Genomic DNA, 17,116 nt, shown 5'->3' on the forward strand with positions numbered 1-17,116 from the left:
CGGAAGCGGTGACCCATGGAGCCCGTCATATCCCTGACCGGCGTGACCGCCGAGCTCGGCGGCCGGCCGGTGCTGCGCGGCATCGACTTCGACGTGCGCCCGGGCGAGGTGGTGGCCCTGCTCGGCGCCAACGGGTCGGGCAAGTCGACGGCGGTCCGGGCCACGGTCGGGCAGGTGCCGGTCACCGGCGGTGAGCTGAGGCTGTTCGGCACCCCGGTGCGCCGCTTCCGCGACTGGGCCCGGCTCGGCTACGTTCCGCAGCGCTCCACCGCCGCCGGCGGGGTCCCCGCGACCGTTCGCGAGATCGTCTCCGCCGGCCGGCTGGCCCGGCGCGGGCTGCGCCCGCTGGGGCGCGCCGACCGGGCCGCGGTGGACCGCGCGCTGGACCTGATCGGCCTTGCCGACCGGGCCGGGGACTCGGTGAACGCCCTCTCCGGCGGCCAGCACCAGCGGGTGCTGATCGCCCGCGCGCTCACCGGCGAGCCGGACGTGCTGATCATGGACGAGCCGCTGGCGGGCGTGGACCTGGCCAGCCAGCGCGTGCTGGCCGAAACGCTCCGGGCGCAGATCGCGGGCGGCACCGCGGTGCTGCTGGTGCTGCACGAGCTGGGCCCGCTGGAGCCGTTGATCGACCGGGCCGTGGTGCTGGCCCATGGCCGGGTGGAGCGCACCGTCGAGCACCCCGCCCAGCTCCCCGAGGCCCACGCCTGCCATCCGGAGGACGAGCTCGAACCGTCCGCCGTGGCCAAGCTCCAGACCGGGATCCTGTGATGTTCTTCTTCGAGGTGCTCGACTACCCCTTCATGCAGCGGGCGCTGCTGGCCGCGGTGCTGATCGGCGTGGCCGCCCCGGCCGTCGGCATCTACCTCGTGCAGCGCCGGCAGGCGCTGATGGGCGACGGCATCGGCCATGTCGCGCTGACCGGCGTGGCGCTCGGCTTCCTGCTGAACACCAACCCGGTGTGGATGGCGGTGGCGGTCTCCGCGCTGGGCGCGGTGATCATGGAGCTGCTGCGCTCCTGGGGCCGGGCGCGCGGCGACATCGCGCTGGCCATGCTGTTCTACGGGGGCATGGCGGGCGGCGTCATGATCATCAACCTCGCGCCGGGCGGCTCGACCGCGAACCTCACCTCCTACCTGTGGGGCTCGGTCACCACCGTCTCGCCCGGGGACATCACCGCGATCCTGTGGCTGTCGGGGTTCGTCCTGCTGATCTGCCTGGGCCTGCGCCGCCAGCTCTTCGCCGTGTGCCAGGACGAGGAGTTCGCCCGGGTCACCGGCCTGCCGGTCCGCACGCTGAACCTCCTGCTCGCCGTCACCGCCGCGGCCACCGTGACCGTCGCCATGCGGGTCGTCGGCCTGCTGCTGGTCAGCGCGCTGATGGTGATCCCGGTGGTGGCCGCCCAGCAGGTCACGCGGAGCTTCGCGATGACGCTGGGCGCCGCCGCCTTCATCGGCGTCCTCGTCTCGGTCTCCGGAACGGTCACCTCGTACTACCAGGACGTCCCGCCGGGGGCCACGATCGTGCTGATCGCGCTGGGCCTGTTCGTCACGGTCTCCCTGCTCGCCCTGCCCCTGGCCCGCCGCCGCGCCCGGCGCGCGGCGGAGCGCGAAACCGTCGCCGCCCCGGCGCCCGTTCCGGCGGCCCGCCCGTGAGTGCCGGGAAAGCCGCTACCCTGGCCGGGGCAGGGACGGCAAACGCAGGGAGGCGACTCGTGGGGACGGCAGAGCCACCGGTGCGCGGCAGGTCCACACGCCAGCGCGCGGCGGTCGCCGCGGCGCTCGCGGAGGTGGACGAGTTCCGCAGCGCCCAGGAGCTGCACGACATGCTCAAGCACCGGGGCGACTCGGTGGGACTGACGACCGTCTACCGCACGCTCCAGTCCCTCGCCGACGCCGGCGAGGTCGACGTCCTGCGCACGACGGACGGCGAGGCGGTCTACCGCCGGTGCAGCACGGACGGCCACCACCACCATCTGGTCTGCCGCTCCTGCGGCAAGGCGGTGGAGGTGGCCGGCCCGGCCGTGGAGAAGTGGGCGGACGCGATCGCCCGCGAGCACGGCTTCGTGGACGTCGATCACACGGTGGAGATCTTCGGCACCTGCGGCGACTGCGCGAAGTAACGGCCCGCGGCTCAGGGTTCGGCCAGGACGTCCGAGGCCAGGTGGGCGTAGAGCACCCGGCCGCAGGGTGTGTTGCCCGTGCAGGACGGGTCGGTGATGTTGGCGCGGTGTTCGGAGACCGACCACAGGCGCGGGGCGCGGCCGGTGCCCGTGCCGTGCTCGTAACCGAGGTCCTCGGGGCCCACCGCCGTGCGGATCTCCCCGCCGTTCAGGGCGAGTTGGCCGCTGGTGACGCGGGCGCGCCAGAGGCTGCCGTTGCTGTAGCGGTGGCTCTGGTTGATGAACCAGTCGCCGTTGTAGCGGGCCACGCCCTGGACCTGGTGGGTGGGCAGGAAGTACGTCGAGCCCGAGGCCGCGGCGACCGTGCCCGTGGTGGCGGCCAGCGCGGCCACCGGGTAGGCGCCGACGCGGCCGGTGGACGGCTGGGCGGCCGACGGCTGGCAGTACTCGCCGAGCAGCAGCTGGTCGGTACCGCTGCGGTCCAGGGAGAGGTAGGAGGCGCGGGGGGCGCCGGTGTCCGCGCAGGAGGACGAGGAGCCGGAGTTGTACTGGGTGGAGCTGAACGTCCACGAGGCGACCTGCGGCATCACATAGCGGTAGCCGTAGCTGTACCAGACGCCGCTCTGCCGGCCGACCTTCCGGTTGTCGCGGACGTTGCTGGTGAGACCGTCCGGGGTCGGGTCGTCGCGGGCGGCGTCCTGGTCGGGGTTGAGGTCCATGATGTAGCGCATGTCGAAGACCCGGATGCCGTTGAACGTGTCGGCGACGTACAGGTAGTTGCCGTACCAGACCATGCCGCCGGCGTGGATGCCGTTCTGCCGCGGGTTCTCGCTGGCGTGGACGGCGTCGAAGGAGATGTTGCCGTAGCTGTTGTAGTACGGCCACACCAGCAGGACGTGCCGGTAGGTGCGGGTCGCCGGGTCCACGAACGAGACGCGGACGCCCTTCTCGTTGCAGGCGTCGGACTCGGCGGCGGTGCAGCCGTCGTCGCGGCCGGGGTTGGTGCTGTCGTACCAGCCCGTGAGCACGGGGCGCGCGGACTCTCCCCAGGTCTCGTCGGCCTGGGCGTCCCAGACGCCGGTGACGGCCTGCGGTATCCACTCCTGGCTGAGCGAGTCGTCGCTCTCGAAGCAGTAGAGCTCGACGGGGGCGAGCGGCGGCTTCAGGGTGGGGTCGGTGCCGGAGACGGGGTCGCCCGCGCCGAACGGGTCGGCGCAGGCCGAGCCGGTGCCGAGGGTCCGGTTGGCCTGGGCGAGCAGGTTCTGCACGCCCTGCTTGGGCAGGGCGGCGTCGAGGTCGGCGATGCGGCCGCTCAGATCGCTGCCGGCCCGCAGGGCGAACTCGCCCACCGGGGCGGGCCGTCCGGGGCCAGGGAAGGCGAGCGGGGCGGCGTCCCGGGTGCCGCGTTCGGCCAGGGGCTCCTGGGAGCCGGAGCCGGGTGGGGGGCCGGGGCTGGGCGCGCCGTGCGCGGGTGAGACGGACATACCGGCCAGCAGGGCGAGCGTCGCGGTCAGGGCCAGACCGGCGGCTCGCAGAGATCGTCGGTTCAACGTGCGCCTCTCGTGGGGGAGTTGTCGCCGACGAGAGGGTGGCATGTTCGCGACAGAGACGGAAGGGCGCCTCGGGGCGCGCGCGTCAGCAGGGTGTGCGCGTCAGAAAACGAAGGCGTGCCGCGTCAGGAAGACGGCGGCGGCGGCAGCTCGTTGGGCAGCGCCCCGCCGAAGCGCCGGTCGCGGGAGGCGTACTCGACGCAGGCGTCCCACAGGTTCCGCCGGTCGAAGTCCGGCCACAGGACGTCCTGGTAGACCATCTCCGCGTAGGCGCTCTGCCAGATCAGGTAGTTGGACGTGCGCTGCTCCCCCGACGGCCGCAGAAACAGGTCCACATCCGGCATATCCGGGAAGTACAGGTACTGGGACAGCATCTTCTCGTTGACCTTCTCCGGCGCTATCCGGCCCGCGCGGACATCCGCCGCCAGCCGGGCCGCCGCGTCCGCGATCTCCGCCCGGCCGCCGTAGTTGACGCACATGTACAGCGTCATCGCGTCGTTGTCCCGGGTGCGCTCCTCGGCGGTCTGGAGCTTGCGGATCACCGACTTCCACAGCTTCGGCTCGCGCCCCGCCCAGCGGATCCGCACGCCCAGCGCGTCCAGCTCGTCGGTGCGGCGGTCGATGACGTCGCGGTTGAAGCCCATGAGGAAACGCACCTCGTCCGGGGAGCGCTTCCAGTTCTCCGTGGAGAACGCGTACAGCGACAAGTTCCGCACGCCGAGCTCCAGGCAGCCCTTGACCACGTCGAGCACGACCTGCTCGCCGATCTTGTGCCCCTCGGTGCGCGGCAGTCCGCGCTGCTTGGCCCAGCGGCCGTTGCCGTCCATCACGATCGCCACATGCCGCGGGATCAGCTCGCCCGGCAGCTTGGGCGGGCGGGCGCCCGAGGGGTGCGGGTCGGGGACGCGGTACTCGCGACGCTGCCGGGTCGACAGCATTCCGCGGCGGGCCATAGGAGAACTCCGTACGTCGTTGCGATCGAGTCCGAGGGTATCCCGGTCAGCCCTTCTCGACGAACCGCAGAGACCGCAGCCCTCGTTCCAGATGCCAGTGGAGATAGGCGGAGACCAGCCCGCTGCCCTCCCGCACGTGCCGGGCCTGCGCGGCGTCGGCCGTCACCCAGTCCCCCGCGAGCAGGGCGCCGAGCAGCCGCAGCGCCTCGGGGGACGGCACGACGCTGCCCGGCACCCGGCAGTCCACGCACACCGAACCGCCGGCCGCCACCGAGAAGAACCGATTCGGCCCGGGCAGCCCGCACTTGGCGCAGTCGCCGAAGCTCGGCGCGTACCCGCCGACGGCCAGCGAGCGCAGCAGGAACGCGTCCAGCACCAGGCCCGGCGCGTGCGCGGCGGCGGCGAGCGTCCGCAGGCCGCCCACCAGCAGCAGATACTGCTGGACGTTCGGCTCACCCTCGTGGTCGGTGAACCGCTCCGCCGTCTCCAGCATCGCCGTCCCGGCGGTGTACCGGCCGTAGTCGTCGACGATGTGCCGGCCGTAGGGCGCGATCGTCTCGGTCTGGGTGCACAGCGGCAGCCCGCGCCCGACGAGCGCGCTGCCCCGCGCGAAGAACTGCACGTCCACGTGCGAGAACGGCTCCAGCCGCGCGCCGAACTTCGACTTGGTGCGCCGCACCCCGCGCGCCACCGCGCGCACCCGGCCCTGGGTCCGGGTGAGCAGCGTGATGATCCGGTCCGCCTCGCCCAGCTTCTGGGTGCGCAGCACGATGCCGTCGTCGCGGAACAGGCTCATGCGAGTCATTCTCACCCATCCGCCGTTCGGCCCACCCCCGCCGGGCACGGCCGGTCCGGCTCCCGGATGGTGGACGCGTGGACCCCACGAGGACGCCCCGCCGCCCGGGGTGGCGCCGCCGGCTCCTGATCCGGCAGGAACCGGGCCTGCGCATCGGCCGCTGGAACGTCTCCTGGCTGCTGCCCGCGGCGGTGCTGGCCGCCATCGCGATCGGGGACTGGAACTCCTCGGGGGACTTCCGCATCGCCACCTGGATCGTGCTGGTGCCGGGGCTGGCGGCGGCCCTGTGCGGGGTGCTGACCACCGCGCTCTTCGGCGTCGCGGCGGCCGTCGTCTACTGGCTGCTGGACAGCGCCTGGGGATACCAGTACCAGAAGGGCGCGGCGGACTTCGTGCTGGTGATCGGGGGCGGGGTGCTGGCCGTGCTGTCCTCCTGGCTGCGCGGCTGGGCGCGCGGCTACCTCAGGCGGGTGGAGAGCGCGGCCGACGCGATCCGGCTGGCGGTGCTGCGCCCGATCCCGCCGGGCGACGGGGGGCTGGACTCGGCGAGCAGCTATCTCACGGCGGACGTCGAGACCCGGGTCGGCGGCGACTTCTTCGAGATCCAGCCCTCGCCGCACGGCGCCCGGGTGCTGCTGGGCGATGTGCAGGGCAAGGGCACCTCCGCGGTGGACGCGGCGGCGGCGGTGCTCGGCGCGTTCCGGGAGGCCGCGTACTACGAGCGGGACCTGGCGGTGGTGGCCGAGCGGCTGGAGAACCGGATGCGGCGGCACAACGAGTACGCCGCCACGCTGGGGCAGACCGACGAGCGCTTCGCGACGGCCGTGCTCGTCGGGTTTCCGGAAACGGACACCGGCTGGGTGAAGCTGGTCAACTTCGGTCACAGCGGGCCGCTGGTCATCGGCCCGGCCGGGGTGCGCGCGCTGCCGGAGGGAACCGGTCCCCCGCTGGGGCTGACCGGGCTGACCGGCGAACGGCCGCCGGTGGTGCGGGTGCCGTTCGCGGCCGAGGAGACGCTGCTGATGGTGACCGACGGGGTGACCGAGGCCCGGGACCGCACGGGCGCGTTCCTGCCGCTGGAGGACCACCTGGCGCGGGGGTGCGACGATCCCGCGCCGCGCCAGGTGGTGAACTTCGTGGTGAACGCGGTGCTCGACCACACGCGCGGCCGGCTGGCGGACGACACGGCGCTGCTGGCCGTGCGGCGCATGCCGGCCACCCCGGCGGACCTGGCGAAAGACGAGGCCGACTAGGGCCTGTATCGAGTTCCCGCCCGGGCCCGCGACGCCAGTCACGGCACCTCGCCGCTCCCCCAGACTCCGTCTGGGAGGTGCCCCCAGCCGAATCGCGCGAATACGGCCGGGTATGAGCTGCGATCCGGTGCCTTGCGATGCACCGCGTCTGACGCCGCGGGCTGATCCGACCGGGAACTCGATACAGGCCCTAGGGCGTCCCGCCCGGGGTGACCAGGCCCGACTCATAGGCGGCGATGACCAGTTGGGCCCGGTCGCGGACGGCCAGCTTGCCCATGATGCGGCTCACGTGCGTCTTCGCGGTGAGCGGGGAGAGCCCCAGGACCTCGGCTATCTCCGCGTTGTTCAGGCCGCGCGCCACCAAGGCCAGGACCTGCCGCTCGCGGTCGGAGAGGCAGTCCAGCCCGGGTGGCACGGCCAGCGGCTCGGGCACGTTCAGGGCGCGGGCGATCAGGCGGGCGGTGGGGCCGGGCGAGAGCAGCGCGTCGCCGGCGGCCACGACGCGGATCGCGTCGAGCAGGTCGGCGGGGCGGGTGTCCTTCACCAGGAAGCCCGAGGCCCCGGCGCGCAGCGCCTCCACCACGTGCTCGTCGGTGTCGTAGGTGGTGAGCACGAGCACCTTCACGCCCGCCAGATCCTCGTCGGCGGCGATGAGGCGGGTGGCCTCGATGCCGTCCAGGTCGGGCATCCGGATGTCCATCACGACCAGGTCGGCGCGGGTGGCGCGGGCCAGCTCCACGGCCTGGCGGCCGGTGCCGGCCTGGCCGACCACCGCCATGTCGGGCGCCGACTCGATCAGCATCGCGAACGCCGAGCGGACCAGCGTCTGGTCGTCGGCAAGCAGGACCCTGATCGACTCGCGGTCTGTCATCGGACGGCCTCCTCGGCGGGCAGTTCGGCGGTGACGACGAAGCCCGGCGCGTCGCTCCGCGGCCGGGCGGCGAGCGAGCCGCCGATGCTGGTGGCGCGCTCGCGCATCCCGGCGATGCCGTAGCCGGGCGGCCCGGCCGGGTCGGCGGGCGCGCCGGCCCGGGGCCCGCCGTCGTCGGCGACGCGGATGCTCAGTGTGGGGCCGTCCCGCCGGACGGCCACCCGTATCCCCACCTGGGGGCCGGCGTGCCGGACGGCGTTGGTCAGCGCCTCCTGCACGATCCGGTACGCGGCGGCGCTGACCACCGGCGGCAGCGTGTCGTCGGCGTCGACGGACAGCTCGACGCGGGCGCCGGCCGTCTCGGCCGCCCGGGCCAGGTCCAGCAGGCCGGCCAGGCCCGGCAGCGGCCCGCTGCCCGGCTGGTCGTCGCCGCGCAGCACCTGGAGCGTGGTGCGCAGGTCGGCGCGCGCGTCGCGGCAGGTCGCGGAGATGCTCTCCAGCGCCTCGGCCACCGCGTCCCGGTCCAGCCGGCCGGGGTCGGTGACCAGCAGGTGCGCGGCGACGGAGGCCCGCACGCCGATCAGCGTGATGCTGTGGGCGAGCAGGTCGTGCAGGTCGCGGGCGATGCGCACCCGCTCCTCGGCCACCCGCCGGGCGGCCTCCTGCTCCCGGGTGCGCTCGGCGCGTTCGGCCCGCTCCCGCATGGCCGCCAGGTACTGGTGGTGCAGCCGCACGGCCTCGCCGAACGCGATGACCGCCAGGATCCAGCCGGAGGACTGGAGCATGTCCCGGCCGGCGACCGGGGTGGCCTGCGTCCACACGACGGCGATGACGGCCATCACCACGCCGGCCATGGCGAGGGTGCGCCGGCGCGGCCCGACCGCCGCGACCGTGTAGACGGCCAGAGCCGAGGCGAGGAACGGCGCCACGTGGTTGTAGTCCATGCGGTGGTAGGTCGCGGCGAACGCGAGTCCCACGATCAGCACCGGCATCGGCCGCAGCCGCCGCCAGGCGAGCGGGACCACCGTGCCGGCCAGCAGCAGCCAGCCGAGCGGGTCCAGCGCGTTCCCGTCGTGCTCGACCGCCGCCCCGAGGAACGCGCACAACGCGCCGACGCCCAGGGCGATATACGTGTCCCGGCGGAGAATCCGGTGTTCCGGTTCCTCCGACCGCAGCAACTCCCTCACAGTGAGCACGCGCTCATCATGCGGCATGCCCCTCGCGGCGAACCGGGGCCCCCGGTGTCCGCGCTGATGGCCCCCATCGCCCGCCTCCTCGGTCCGCCCGCACATCGGCCGACCTCCAGCCTTCCGGCGGGCGGGGGCCGTTTCGTCGCCCGCGTGACCGAGGTCGGGGGTACTGCGGGCGGCGGCCCGGCGGGCCCGTTACTCCCGGGGGAGTACATGTGGCATACGTCTCGGATGCTGATACGGCGGGGGCCGGTGACGCCCGGGAGGTTAGGCTTGGCCCGCGATGCGATTCGGGATTCTTCTCCTTAGCCGCCGCGGCGAGGGTCTGTAGTTCATACGGCCGACCCCCTCCCCGCGGAGTTCGGCCCTGCCGTCGGCCCTCACCAGCCATCGCCCAGGGAGATCCACGCATCATGAGCAAGCCGACTCCGCTGACCGCCGCGACCGTGCGGCAGCAACCCTCCGGGATGCCGATCCACAAGTACCGCCCCTACGAGGCGGTGGACATCCCCGACCGCATCTGGCCGAACAACCGGATCACCGCCGCCCCCCGCTGGCTGTCCACCGATCTGCGCGACGGCAACCAGGCCCTGATCGACCCGATGTCCCCGGCCCGCAAGCGCGCGATGTTCGACCTGCTGGTGCGCATGGGCTACAAGGAGATCGAGGTCGGCTTCCCGTCCTCCGGCCAGACCGACTTCGACTTCGTGCGCTCCATCATCGAGGAGGACGCGATCCCGGAGGACGTGACCATCTCCGTGCTGACGCAGGCCCGCGAGGAGCTGATCCAGCGCACGGTCGAGTCCCTGGTCGGCGCCCGCAACGCGACCGTCCACCTGTACAACGCCACCGCCCCCACGTTCCGCCGCGTGGTCTTCCGCGGCGGCCGGGACGAGGTCCGGCAGATCGCCGTGGACGGCACCCGGCTGGTGATGGAGTACGCCGAGAAGCTGCTGGACGACCGGACCGTGTTCGGGTACCAGTACAGCCCGGAGATCTTCACCGACACGGAGCTGGACTTCGCGCTGGAGGTCTGCGAGTCGGTGATGGACGTCTGGCAGCCCGCCGAGGGCCGCGAGATCATCCTCAACCTGCCGGCCACCGTGGAGCGTTCGACGCCCTCCACGCACGCCGACCGCTTCGAGTGGATGTCGCGGCACCTGTCCCGCCGCGAGTTCGTCTGTCTGTCCGTGCACCCGCACAACGACCGGGGCACCGCCGTGGCCGCCGCCGAGCTGGCGCTGATGGCCGGCGCCGACCGGGTGGAGGGCTGCCTGTTCGGGCAGGGCGAGCGCACCGGCAACGTCGACCTGGTCACCCTCGGGATGAACCTGTTCTCCCAGGGCGTCGACCCCCGCATCGACTTCTCCCGGATCGACGAGATCCGCCGCACCTGGGAGTACTGCAACCAGATGGAGGTCCACCCGCGCCACCCGTACGTCGGGGACCTCGTCTACACCGCCTTCTCCGGCTCCCACCAGGACGCCATCAAGAAGGGCTTCGAGGCGATGGCCGAGGCGACCGACGACGTGTGGGACGTGCCGTACCTGCCGATCGACCCCAAGGACGTCGGCCGCAGCTACGAGGCGGTCATCCGGGTCAACTCGCAGTCCGGCAAGGGCGGCGTGGCCTATGTGCTGAAGAACGACCACCACCTGGACCTGCCGCGCCGCATGCAGGTCGAGTTCTCCCGGATCATCCAGGAGAAGACCGACGCGGAGGGCGGCGAGGTCACCCCGGCGGGGATCTGGGACGTCTTCACCGACGAGTACCTGCCGGCGCCGGGCTCCAACTGGGGCCGGATCGCGCTGCGCGAGGCGCAGACCTCGACGACCAGCGAGGGCGAGGACGCGCTGACCGTGGAGGCGGTCGTGGACGGCGAGGACACCGTGCTGACCGGCACGGGCAACGGGCCGCTCGCCGCGTTCTTCGACGCCCTGGCCACGGCCGGGGTGGTCGGCGAGGAGGTCCGGCTGCTGGACTACGTCGAGCACACGATGAGCGAGGGCGCCGGGTCGCAGGCCGCCGCCTACATCGAGTGCGCGATCGGCGACCGTGTGCTGTGGGGCGTCGGCATCGACGCCAACATCGTGCGCGCCTCGCTCAAGGCGGTCGTCTCCGCCGTGAACCGCGCCGCGCGGTAGGGCGGTCGGCGAGGTCGCCGTCGTCCGTTTGTGCGTACGCCCTACTGACGTGGAGGGCGGAGTGTGGTTAACATCACGCCCACGGCAGAGTTGCCAGCGGGTAACGGAGGTACGGCGTGGTGCACTCCCGGTTGGCGGGCGTCCGCACGGTCTGGCGTGTGGAGGACGACGGCGACTTCTTCTGCGCCGCCTGCGGCGGCGACCGCTGCTATCAGCGGCTCGGCGGGCGGCGCCGGCTGACCGTGCTCGGCCTGCCCGTGCTGCCCCGGGGCGCCGCGGAGCCCGTCGTCCAGTGCGTGTCGTGCCGCGGCCGGTTCCCGCTCGGCGCGCTGGACCGGCCGACCACCACGCGGCTGACGGCGCTGCTGCGGGACGGGGTGCATACGATCGCGCTGGCGCTGCTGGCCGCGGGCGGCGGCGACTCGCCGGTCGCCCGCCGGACCGCGGTGGAGGTCGTGCGGTCGGCCGGCTTCACCGACTGCACCGAGGAGCGGCTGCTGACGCTCCAGGCCGCGCTGGGCGCGGGGAGCCTGCCCGCGCTGGACCGCGAGGTGCGCGACACGCTGGCCGCGCTGACCCCGCACCTGGCCGCGCCGGGCCGGGAGAGCCTGCTGCTGCGCGGGGCGCGCATCGCCTTAGCGGACGGCCCGTACCACGCCGGTGAGCGCGCGATGCTCACCGCCGTCGGCGAGGCGCTGCACCTGCCGCCCGCCGACACCGAACGGCTGCTGGCCGAGGCGCTGTCCGCGTAACGGCATCAGGCGGTACCGCGTCACGCGGTGCGGCGGCGCAGGGTGACCGCGCCCAGGGCCAGCACGCCCAGCGCGACGCACAGCACGACGACGACATCGCGCCAGAAGTCGCCGGTGACCTCCGGGTTGCCCAGCACCTCGGTCATCGCGTCCACCGAGTAGGACATGGGCAGCACGTTGGAGGCGTACTCCAGCACGGGCTGCATGCTGTCGCGCGGCGCGAACAGCCCGCACAGCAGGATCTGCGGAAAGACCAGCGCGGGCATGAACTGCACCGCCTGGAACTCCGAGGCGGCGAACGCCGACACGAACAGGCCCAGCGCGATCCCCAGCAGCGCGGTGAGCAGCGCCGCGACCAGCAGCAGCCAGGGCGAGCCGGCGATGTCCAGATCCAGGAACCACAGCGCGACGGCGGTCGCCAGCCCCGCCTGGAGCACGGCGAACGCCCCGAAGGCCAGCGCGTAGCCCAGGATCAGGTCGCCCTTGCCGATCGGCATGGTCAGCAGCCGCTCCAGCGTTCCGGAGGTCCGCTCCCGCAGCGTGGCGATCGAGGTGACCAGGAACATCGTGATGAGCGGGAAGACGCCGAGCAACGAGGAGCCCACCCGGTCGAACAGCCCGGGGTCCGCCTCGAAGACGTAGTGCAGCAGCACCAGCAGGAACAGCGGGATCCCCAGCAGCAGCGCGATGGTGCGCGGGTCGTGGCCCAACTGGCGCAGCACGCGCCGGGCGGTGGCGAGGGTACGGGCCGCGCTCATGCCGTTCACGCCTCCTCCTCGCGCCGCTGGTCGTCGGCCACCAGGCGCAGGAACGCGTCCTCGATCGTGTCGGTGCCGGTGCGTTCACGCAGTTCGGCCGGGGAGCCCTCGGCGAGGACGCGGCCGGTCCGCATCAGCATGAGCCGCTGGCAGCGGTCGGCCTCGTCCATCACATGCGAGGAGATCAGCAGCGTCGCGCCGCGCTCGGCGGCCAGCCGGTGGAAGAGATCCCACAGGCTGCGGCGCAGCACCGGGTCCAGCCCGACCGTTGGCTCGTCCAGCACCAGCAGCTCCGGGGTGCCCAGCAGCGCCACGGCCAGCGAGGCGCGGGCCCGTTGCCCGCCGGAGAGCGTGCCGCCCAGCGCGTCGGCGTGCGAGCCGAGGTCGACGTCGTCCAGCACCGCGCCCACCGCCGCGCGCCGGTCGGCGCGCCCGATGCCGAGCACGGCCGCGTAGTAGGCCAGGTTCTGCCGGACGGTCAGGTCCAGATAGACCGAGGGGGACTGGGTGAGATAGCCCAGCCGGTGCCGCAGCTCCGCGCCGCCCGCCGGGCGGCCGAGCACCTCCAGCGTGCCGGTGACCCGGGCCTGGGCGCCGACAATGGCGCGCATCAGCGTCGTCTTCCCGCACCCCGACGGGCCCAGCAGCCCGGTGACGCTGCCGCGCGGCACCGCGAAGTCCAGCCCCTTCAGCACCTCTGCGCCGCCGCGCACCACGCGCAGCCCGTGCGCGAGGACGGCGGCCTTCGCGTCGTTCATCCCTCCATTGGACCCGCCGCGGCGCGATCCCGCGCGCCGAGGGGACTTGTGGGGGTCAGAAGCCCAGCCGGCGAAGCTGCTTGGGGTCGCGCTGCCAGTCCTTGGCGACCTTCACATGCAGGTCCAGGAAGACCGGCGTGCCCAGCAGGGCCTCGATGTGCTGCCTGGCCTTGGTGCCGACCTCCTTGAGCCGCTGGCCCTTGGGCCCGATGACGATGCCCTTCTGGCTGGGCCGCTCGATGAAGAGGTTGGCGTGGATGTCCAGCAGCGGCCGGTCGGCCGGCCGGTCCTCGCGCGGCAGCATCTCCTCGACCACCACGGCGATGGAGTGCGGCAGTTCGTCCCGCACGCCCTCCAGCGCTGCCTCCCGGATCAGCTCGGCGATCATGACCTGCTCGGGCTCGTCCGTGAGGTCGCCCTCCGGATACAGCGGCGGCCCCTCGGGCAGCAGCGGCACCAGCAGGTCGGCCAGCAGGTCCACCTGCTTCCCGGCCACGGCCGACACGGGAACGATCTCCGCCCACTCGAAGCCGGACTCCTTGCCCAGTCGGTCCACGGCGATGAGCTGCTCGGCCAGCCCGTCGCCCGCCACCAGGTCGGTCTTGGTGACGATCGCGACCTTGGGCGTCCGGGTGATCTGGGCCAGCTCCTTGGCGATGAAACGGTCGCCGGGGCCGATCTTCTCGTTGGCGGGCAGACAGAAGCCGATCACGTCGACCTCGGCCCACGTGGTGCGCACCACGTCGTTGAGCCGCTGGCCGAGCAGGGTGCGCGGCTTGTGCAGCCCGGGGGTGTCCACCAGCACGAGCTGGGCGTCGGGCCGGTGCACGATGCCGCGCACGGTGTGCCGCGTCGTCTGCGGGCGGGTGGAGGTGATGGCGACCTTCGTGCCCACCAGGGCGTTGGTCAGCGTGGACTTGCCCGCGTTGGGACGGCCGACGAAACAGGCGAATCCGGAGCGGTGGGCGGAAGATGCGGTGCTCATGACGCGGCGATCGTCGCACGGAGCCGGCCGTCGGGGCCAGCCAGCAGGACCGGAACGCCGGCCCCGCCGAGGTCGCGCACCGCGGCCAGGTCCTCCGGCGGCAGCGAGTCGGCCTCGGTCACCACGGCGGCGGCTTCCAGGGAGGCGGCGCCGCTGGCCACGGCCATCGCCACGGCGGTCCGCAGGGCGCTCAGCCGCAGCGAGTCGAGGGTGACCGTGGCGGCCGCGTAGGTGCGGCCGGTCTCGTCCCGCACCGAGGCCCCCTCCGGGACCCCGATGCGGGCGCGGGCGCTGCGCGCCAGCGTGATGATCTTGCGGTCCTCGGGGTCAACGGCGTCAGTCATGCCCTTGAGCTTATGCGCTGTTCGGGGGTCACAGTTCCGTGGTGCCCGGCTGGTCGGGGCGGGGGGCGGGGGTGCCGCCCGCGGCGACCTGGCGCAGCTTCTCCACGGCGCGTTCGGCGATGCCGCTCACGCTGCCGGTGGACTCGTCGTCGCGCCCGGCCTGGGCGATCCGGACGGTCTGCGCGCCGACCCGGGCGATCACCAGATCCGTGACGACGGGGGTGGCGGTCGTCTCGCCCTCCACCCGGCGGTGGAAGCGGATCGCCACGCTCTCGTCGCCGAGCTGGTCGGCCGTCTCCAGGAGCTCGGCGTCATAGGCGACCATGACGCCGCCGCCCTCCGGCCCCTCCAGGGTGCGGACCGTGGCGCAGTCGTCCTCGACCGCCTCCCGGACCGCCGCCAGGTCCCCGTGGGCGGCGGCGTCGTCCCGGTGGGCGGCGGCGACGGTGGTGACGAACGGGCCGCTGCGGGTGCGGGCGAACCCGGCCCGGACGGCGCCGTCCCGTTCGCTGTCGAACAGCCCGTCGCAGGCGGGCTCGGTGGGCCGGGGCACGCCGAAGCCGCGTTCGGCCGCGGACCGTTCGCTGTCGCTGGCCCAGCCCTCGGGGAAGTCCACGGCGTCCAGCAGCGCCTCGCGCAGTTGCTGCTCGCTGAGCGCGTCGGCGACGGCCGGCCGGCCCGGTGCCAGGGCCAGGCTCAGCGCGGCGATGCTCGCTATGGCGGCTGTGCGTAGGTGCGCGTACATGCCTTCCATGGCGCCAGCCGAACGCTCGTACGGCCACCGACGCACCCCCATTGGAGTGAGCCCCACCGAGGGAGCCCGCGTCAGTCCCGCTCCTCCTCCTCCGCGCGCAGCGGCTGGACGAGCACGCGGTCGATACGGTTGCGCCGGCCGGCCGGCGATTCCGCGGTCAGCCGCAGTCCGGCCAGCGGGGGCACGGTGCGGTCCCGGCCCTGCTCGGGCGTGATCTCCACGACCGCGCTCGCGCCGGCCAGCGGCACCCGGCCCAGCGCCTTGGCGAGCATGCCGCCCACCGTCTCGACGTCCTCGTCCTCCAGCCGGAGCCCGTACAGCTCGCCCAGCGCGCCGAGGTCGAGCCGGGCGGTGACGCGGTAGGAGTCGTCGCCCAGCTCCTCCACCGGCGGCAGCTCGGTGTCGTACTCATCGGTGATCTCGCCGACGATCTCCTCCAGGATGTCCTCGATCGTCACCAGCCCGGCCGTGCCGCCGTACTCGTCGATGACGACGGCGAGATGGATGTGGTCCCGCTGCATCTCGCGCAGCAGGTCCCCGGCGTTCTTCGTGTCGGGCACGAACGTCGCCGGCCGCATCACCGCCTCCACCGGCTCGGCCTCCGCCTCGCGGCTGACGTGCACCTTCCGCGCCAGGTCCTTGAGGTAGGCGATGCCGACGATGTCGTCGTCGCTCTCGCCGGTGACCGGGATCCGCGAGAAGCCCGAGCGCAGCGCGAGCGTGAGCGAGCCGCGGACCGTCTCGTGCCGGCCGATGGAGACCAGGTCGGTGCGCGGCACCATCACCTCGCGGACCAGGGTGTCGCCGAGCTCGAAGACGGAGTGCACCATGCGGCGTTCCTCGTCCTCGATCAGCGACTCCCGCTCGGCCAGGTCCACCATCGCGCGCAGCTCGGCCTCCGAGGCGAACGGGCCCTTGCGGAAGCCCCGGCCGGGGGTCAGCGCGTTGCCCAGGATGATCAGGCCCTGGGTGAGCGGGCCCAGCACCCGGGCCAGCGGCACCAGCACATAGGCCGCCGCGGTCGTGGTGGCCAGCGGGTGCTGGCGGCCGATGGTGCGCGGCGAGACGCCGGCGGCGACGAACGACAGCAGCACCATCACGCCGAACGCGACGGTCAGCGCCTGCCAGACCTCGTCGAACTCCTTGAGGCAGGCGTACACCACCAGCACCCCCGCGCCCATCTCGCCGGCGACGCGCAGCAGCAGCGCCAGGTTGAGATAGCGGGTGGGGTCGGCGGCCACCACCGACAGCCGCGCCGCGCCGCGCCGCCCGGCGCGGACGGCCTCCTCGGCGCGGTAGCCCGTGATGACCGCGAGCCCGGCCTCCGCGCAGGACGAGAGCCAGGCCAGGCAGAGCAGCCCCAGCACCGCGACCAGCAGCGAACCGGTCATGTCGTGGTGGGGGCCGGGGACGGACCGGACAGGCCGCGCTCGGCGCGCCAGCCGTCGACGATGGCCTTCTGGAGGCCGAACATCTCGGCCTTCTCGACGGGCTCCTCGTGGTCGTACCCGAGGAGGTGCAGCACGCCGTGCACCGTCAGCAACTGGAGCTCGGCGTCCATGGAGTGCTTCGTCGGCGCCTGCTCACCCTGGCGGCGGGCCACCTCGGGGCACAGCACCACGTCCCCGAGGAGGCCCTGGACGGGCTCCTCCTCGTCGCGGGAGGGCGGCCGCAGCTCGTCCATGGGGAACGACATGACGTCCGTCGGCCCGGGCAGCTCCATCCACTGGAGATGGAGCTGCTCCATGGCCGCCTCGTCCACCGCGATCACCGAGAGCTCGGAGAGCGCGTGGATCCGCATCCGCGTCAGGGCGTAGCGCGCGATGTCCAGGATGGCCCGTTCGTCGATCTCCACGCCGGATTCGTTGTTGACCTCGATCGCCATG

Annotated in this window: 18 protein-coding genes; 6 read left to right on the top strand and 12 right to left on the bottom strand. The window is 73.2% G+C overall.

Translation table 11 applies throughout. The annotated features are described in order from the left end of the window. Positions 1-15: 15 nt before the first annotated feature. The 3 genes from RM590_RS22020 to RM590_RS22030 are packed head-to-tail and all read left to right on the top strand — an operon-like array spanning position 16 to position 2,122. Positions 16-771, top strand: a complete 756-nt coding sequence (locus tag RM590_RS22020) for a metal ABC transporter ATP-binding protein (protein WP_311706383.1) — start codon at positions 16-18, stop codon at positions 769-771. Next, complete coding sequence (locus RM590_RS22025; protein WP_311706384.1) at positions 771-1,655, top strand: metal ABC transporter permease; 885 nt, start codon at positions 771-773, stop codon at positions 1,653-1,655. Before RM590_RS22020 ends, RM590_RS22025 begins: the two co-directional genes overlap by 1 nt. A 59-nt stretch (positions 1,656-1,714) precedes the next feature. Continuing rightward, positions 1,715-2,122 (top strand): Fur family transcriptional regulator, encoded by a 408-nt coding sequence (locus RM590_RS22030; protein WP_311706385.1) that lies wholly within the window; start codon positions 1,715-1,717, stop codon positions 2,120-2,122. Between the two features lie 11 nt (positions 2,123-2,133). Here the strand turns inward: RM590_RS22030 and RM590_RS22035 are convergent, their stop codons facing one another. The 3 genes from RM590_RS22035 to recO all read right to left on the bottom strand — a co-directional run bounded on the left by RM590_RS22035 (position 2,134) and on the right by recO (position 5,421). Further along, positions 2,134-3,672, bottom strand: a complete 1,539-nt coding sequence (locus RM590_RS22035) for a hypothetical protein (protein WP_311706386.1) — start codon at positions 3,670-3,672, stop codon at positions 2,134-2,136. 125 nt (positions 3,673-3,797) lie between these two features. Next, the gene (locus tag RM590_RS22040) at positions 3,798-4,625 is read right to left on the bottom strand and encodes an isoprenyl transferase (RefSeq protein WP_311706387.1); all 828 of its coding nucleotides are present in this window, start codon (positions 4,623-4,625) and stop codon (positions 3,798-3,800) included. Between the two features lie 46 nt (positions 4,626-4,671). Continuing rightward, on the bottom strand, positions 4,672-5,421 hold the full coding sequence (gene recO / locus RM590_RS22045) for a DNA repair protein RecO (RefSeq protein WP_311706388.1): 750 nt from the start codon (positions 5,419-5,421) through the stop codon (positions 4,672-4,674). 77 nt (positions 5,422-5,498) lie between these two features. Here recO and RM590_RS22050 point away from each other — a divergent pair, with 77 nt between their 5' ends. After that, positions 5,499-6,674: a PP2C family protein-serine/threonine phosphatase gene (locus RM590_RS22050; RefSeq protein WP_311706389.1), complete on the top strand. Its 1,176-nt coding sequence runs from the start codon at positions 5,499-5,501 to the stop codon at positions 6,672-6,674. Between the two features lie 190 nt (positions 6,675-6,864). On the opposite strand, the gene RM590_RS22055 is transcribed toward RM590_RS22050, so the two are convergent. Both RM590_RS22055 and RM590_RS22060 read right to left on the bottom strand, forming a co-directional pair. Next, on the bottom strand, positions 6,865-7,545 hold the full coding sequence (locus tag RM590_RS22055; RefSeq protein WP_311706390.1) for a response regulator transcription factor: 681 nt from the start codon (positions 7,543-7,545) through the stop codon (positions 6,865-6,867). Further along, positions 7,542-8,741, bottom strand: a complete 1,200-nt coding sequence (locus RM590_RS22060; RefSeq protein WP_311706391.1) for a sensor histidine kinase — start codon at positions 8,739-8,741, stop codon at positions 7,542-7,544. Before RM590_RS22060 ends, RM590_RS22055 begins: the two co-directional genes overlap by 4 nt. A gap of 407 nt (positions 8,742-9,148) precedes the next feature. Between RM590_RS22060 and leuA the strand changes: the two genes are divergently transcribed. Continuing rightward, a complete protein-coding gene (gene leuA / locus RM590_RS22065) occupies positions 9,149-10,879 on the top strand; it encodes a 2-isopropylmalate synthase (RefSeq protein ID WP_311706392.1) in 1,731 nt (576 codons plus the stop codon). 116 nt (positions 10,880-10,995) lie between these two features. Beyond that, positions 10,996-11,631 (top strand): TerB family tellurite resistance protein, encoded by a 636-nt coding sequence (locus RM590_RS22070; protein WP_311706393.1) that lies wholly within the window; start codon positions 10,996-10,998, stop codon positions 11,629-11,631. A 20-nt stretch (positions 11,632-11,651) separates the two neighbouring features. On the opposite strand, the gene RM590_RS22075 is transcribed toward RM590_RS22070, so the two are convergent. From RM590_RS22075 to ybeY, 7 genes are all read right to left on the bottom strand, one after another. Beyond that, positions 11,652-12,389 carry an ABC transporter permease gene (locus RM590_RS22075; RefSeq protein WP_311706394.1) on the bottom strand — a complete coding sequence of 246 codons (738 nt, stop codon included), beginning with the start codon at positions 12,387-12,389 and terminating at the stop codon, positions 11,652-11,654. A 5-nt stretch (positions 12,390-12,394) separates the two neighbouring features. Further along, entirely contained in the window at positions 12,395-13,147 is a 753-nt protein-coding gene (locus RM590_RS22080) for an ABC transporter ATP-binding protein (RefSeq protein ID WP_311706395.1), read from the bottom strand. Positions 13,148-13,202: 55 nt separating this feature from the next. After that, entirely contained in the window at positions 13,203-14,132 is a 930-nt protein-coding gene (era, locus tag RM590_RS22085) for a GTPase Era (RefSeq protein ID WP_311706396.1), read from the bottom strand. Then, the gene (locus RM590_RS22090; protein WP_311706397.1) at positions 14,129-14,476 is read right to left on the bottom strand and encodes a cytidine deaminase; all 348 of its coding nucleotides are present in this window, start codon (positions 14,474-14,476) and stop codon (positions 14,129-14,131) included. The genes era and RM590_RS22090 overlap by 4 nt, the downstream gene beginning before the upstream one ends. A 28-nt stretch (positions 14,477-14,504) precedes the next feature. Beyond that, a complete protein-coding gene (locus tag RM590_RS22095) occupies positions 14,505-15,221 on the bottom strand; it encodes a hypothetical protein (RefSeq protein WP_311706398.1) in 717 nt (238 codons plus the stop codon). An 80-nt stretch (positions 15,222-15,301) separates the two neighbouring features. Beyond that, on the bottom strand, positions 15,302-16,621 hold the full coding sequence (locus RM590_RS22100; protein WP_311706399.1) for a hemolysin family protein: 1,320 nt from the start codon (positions 16,619-16,621) through the stop codon (positions 15,302-15,304). Then, positions 16,618-17,115 carry an rRNA maturation RNase YbeY gene (gene ybeY / locus RM590_RS22105; RefSeq protein ID WP_311706400.1) on the bottom strand — a complete coding sequence of 166 codons (498 nt, stop codon included), beginning with the start codon at positions 17,113-17,115 and terminating at the stop codon, positions 16,618-16,620. The genes RM590_RS22100 and ybeY overlap by 4 nt, the downstream gene beginning before the upstream one ends. Position 17,116 lies beyond the last annotated feature (1 nt).

The sequence above is a fragment of the Streptomyces litchfieldiae genome (assembly GCF_031845365.1).
GTDB classification, from domain to species: domain Bacteria; phylum Actinomycetota; class Actinomycetes; order Streptomycetales; family Streptomycetaceae; genus Streptomyces; species Streptomyces litchfieldiae.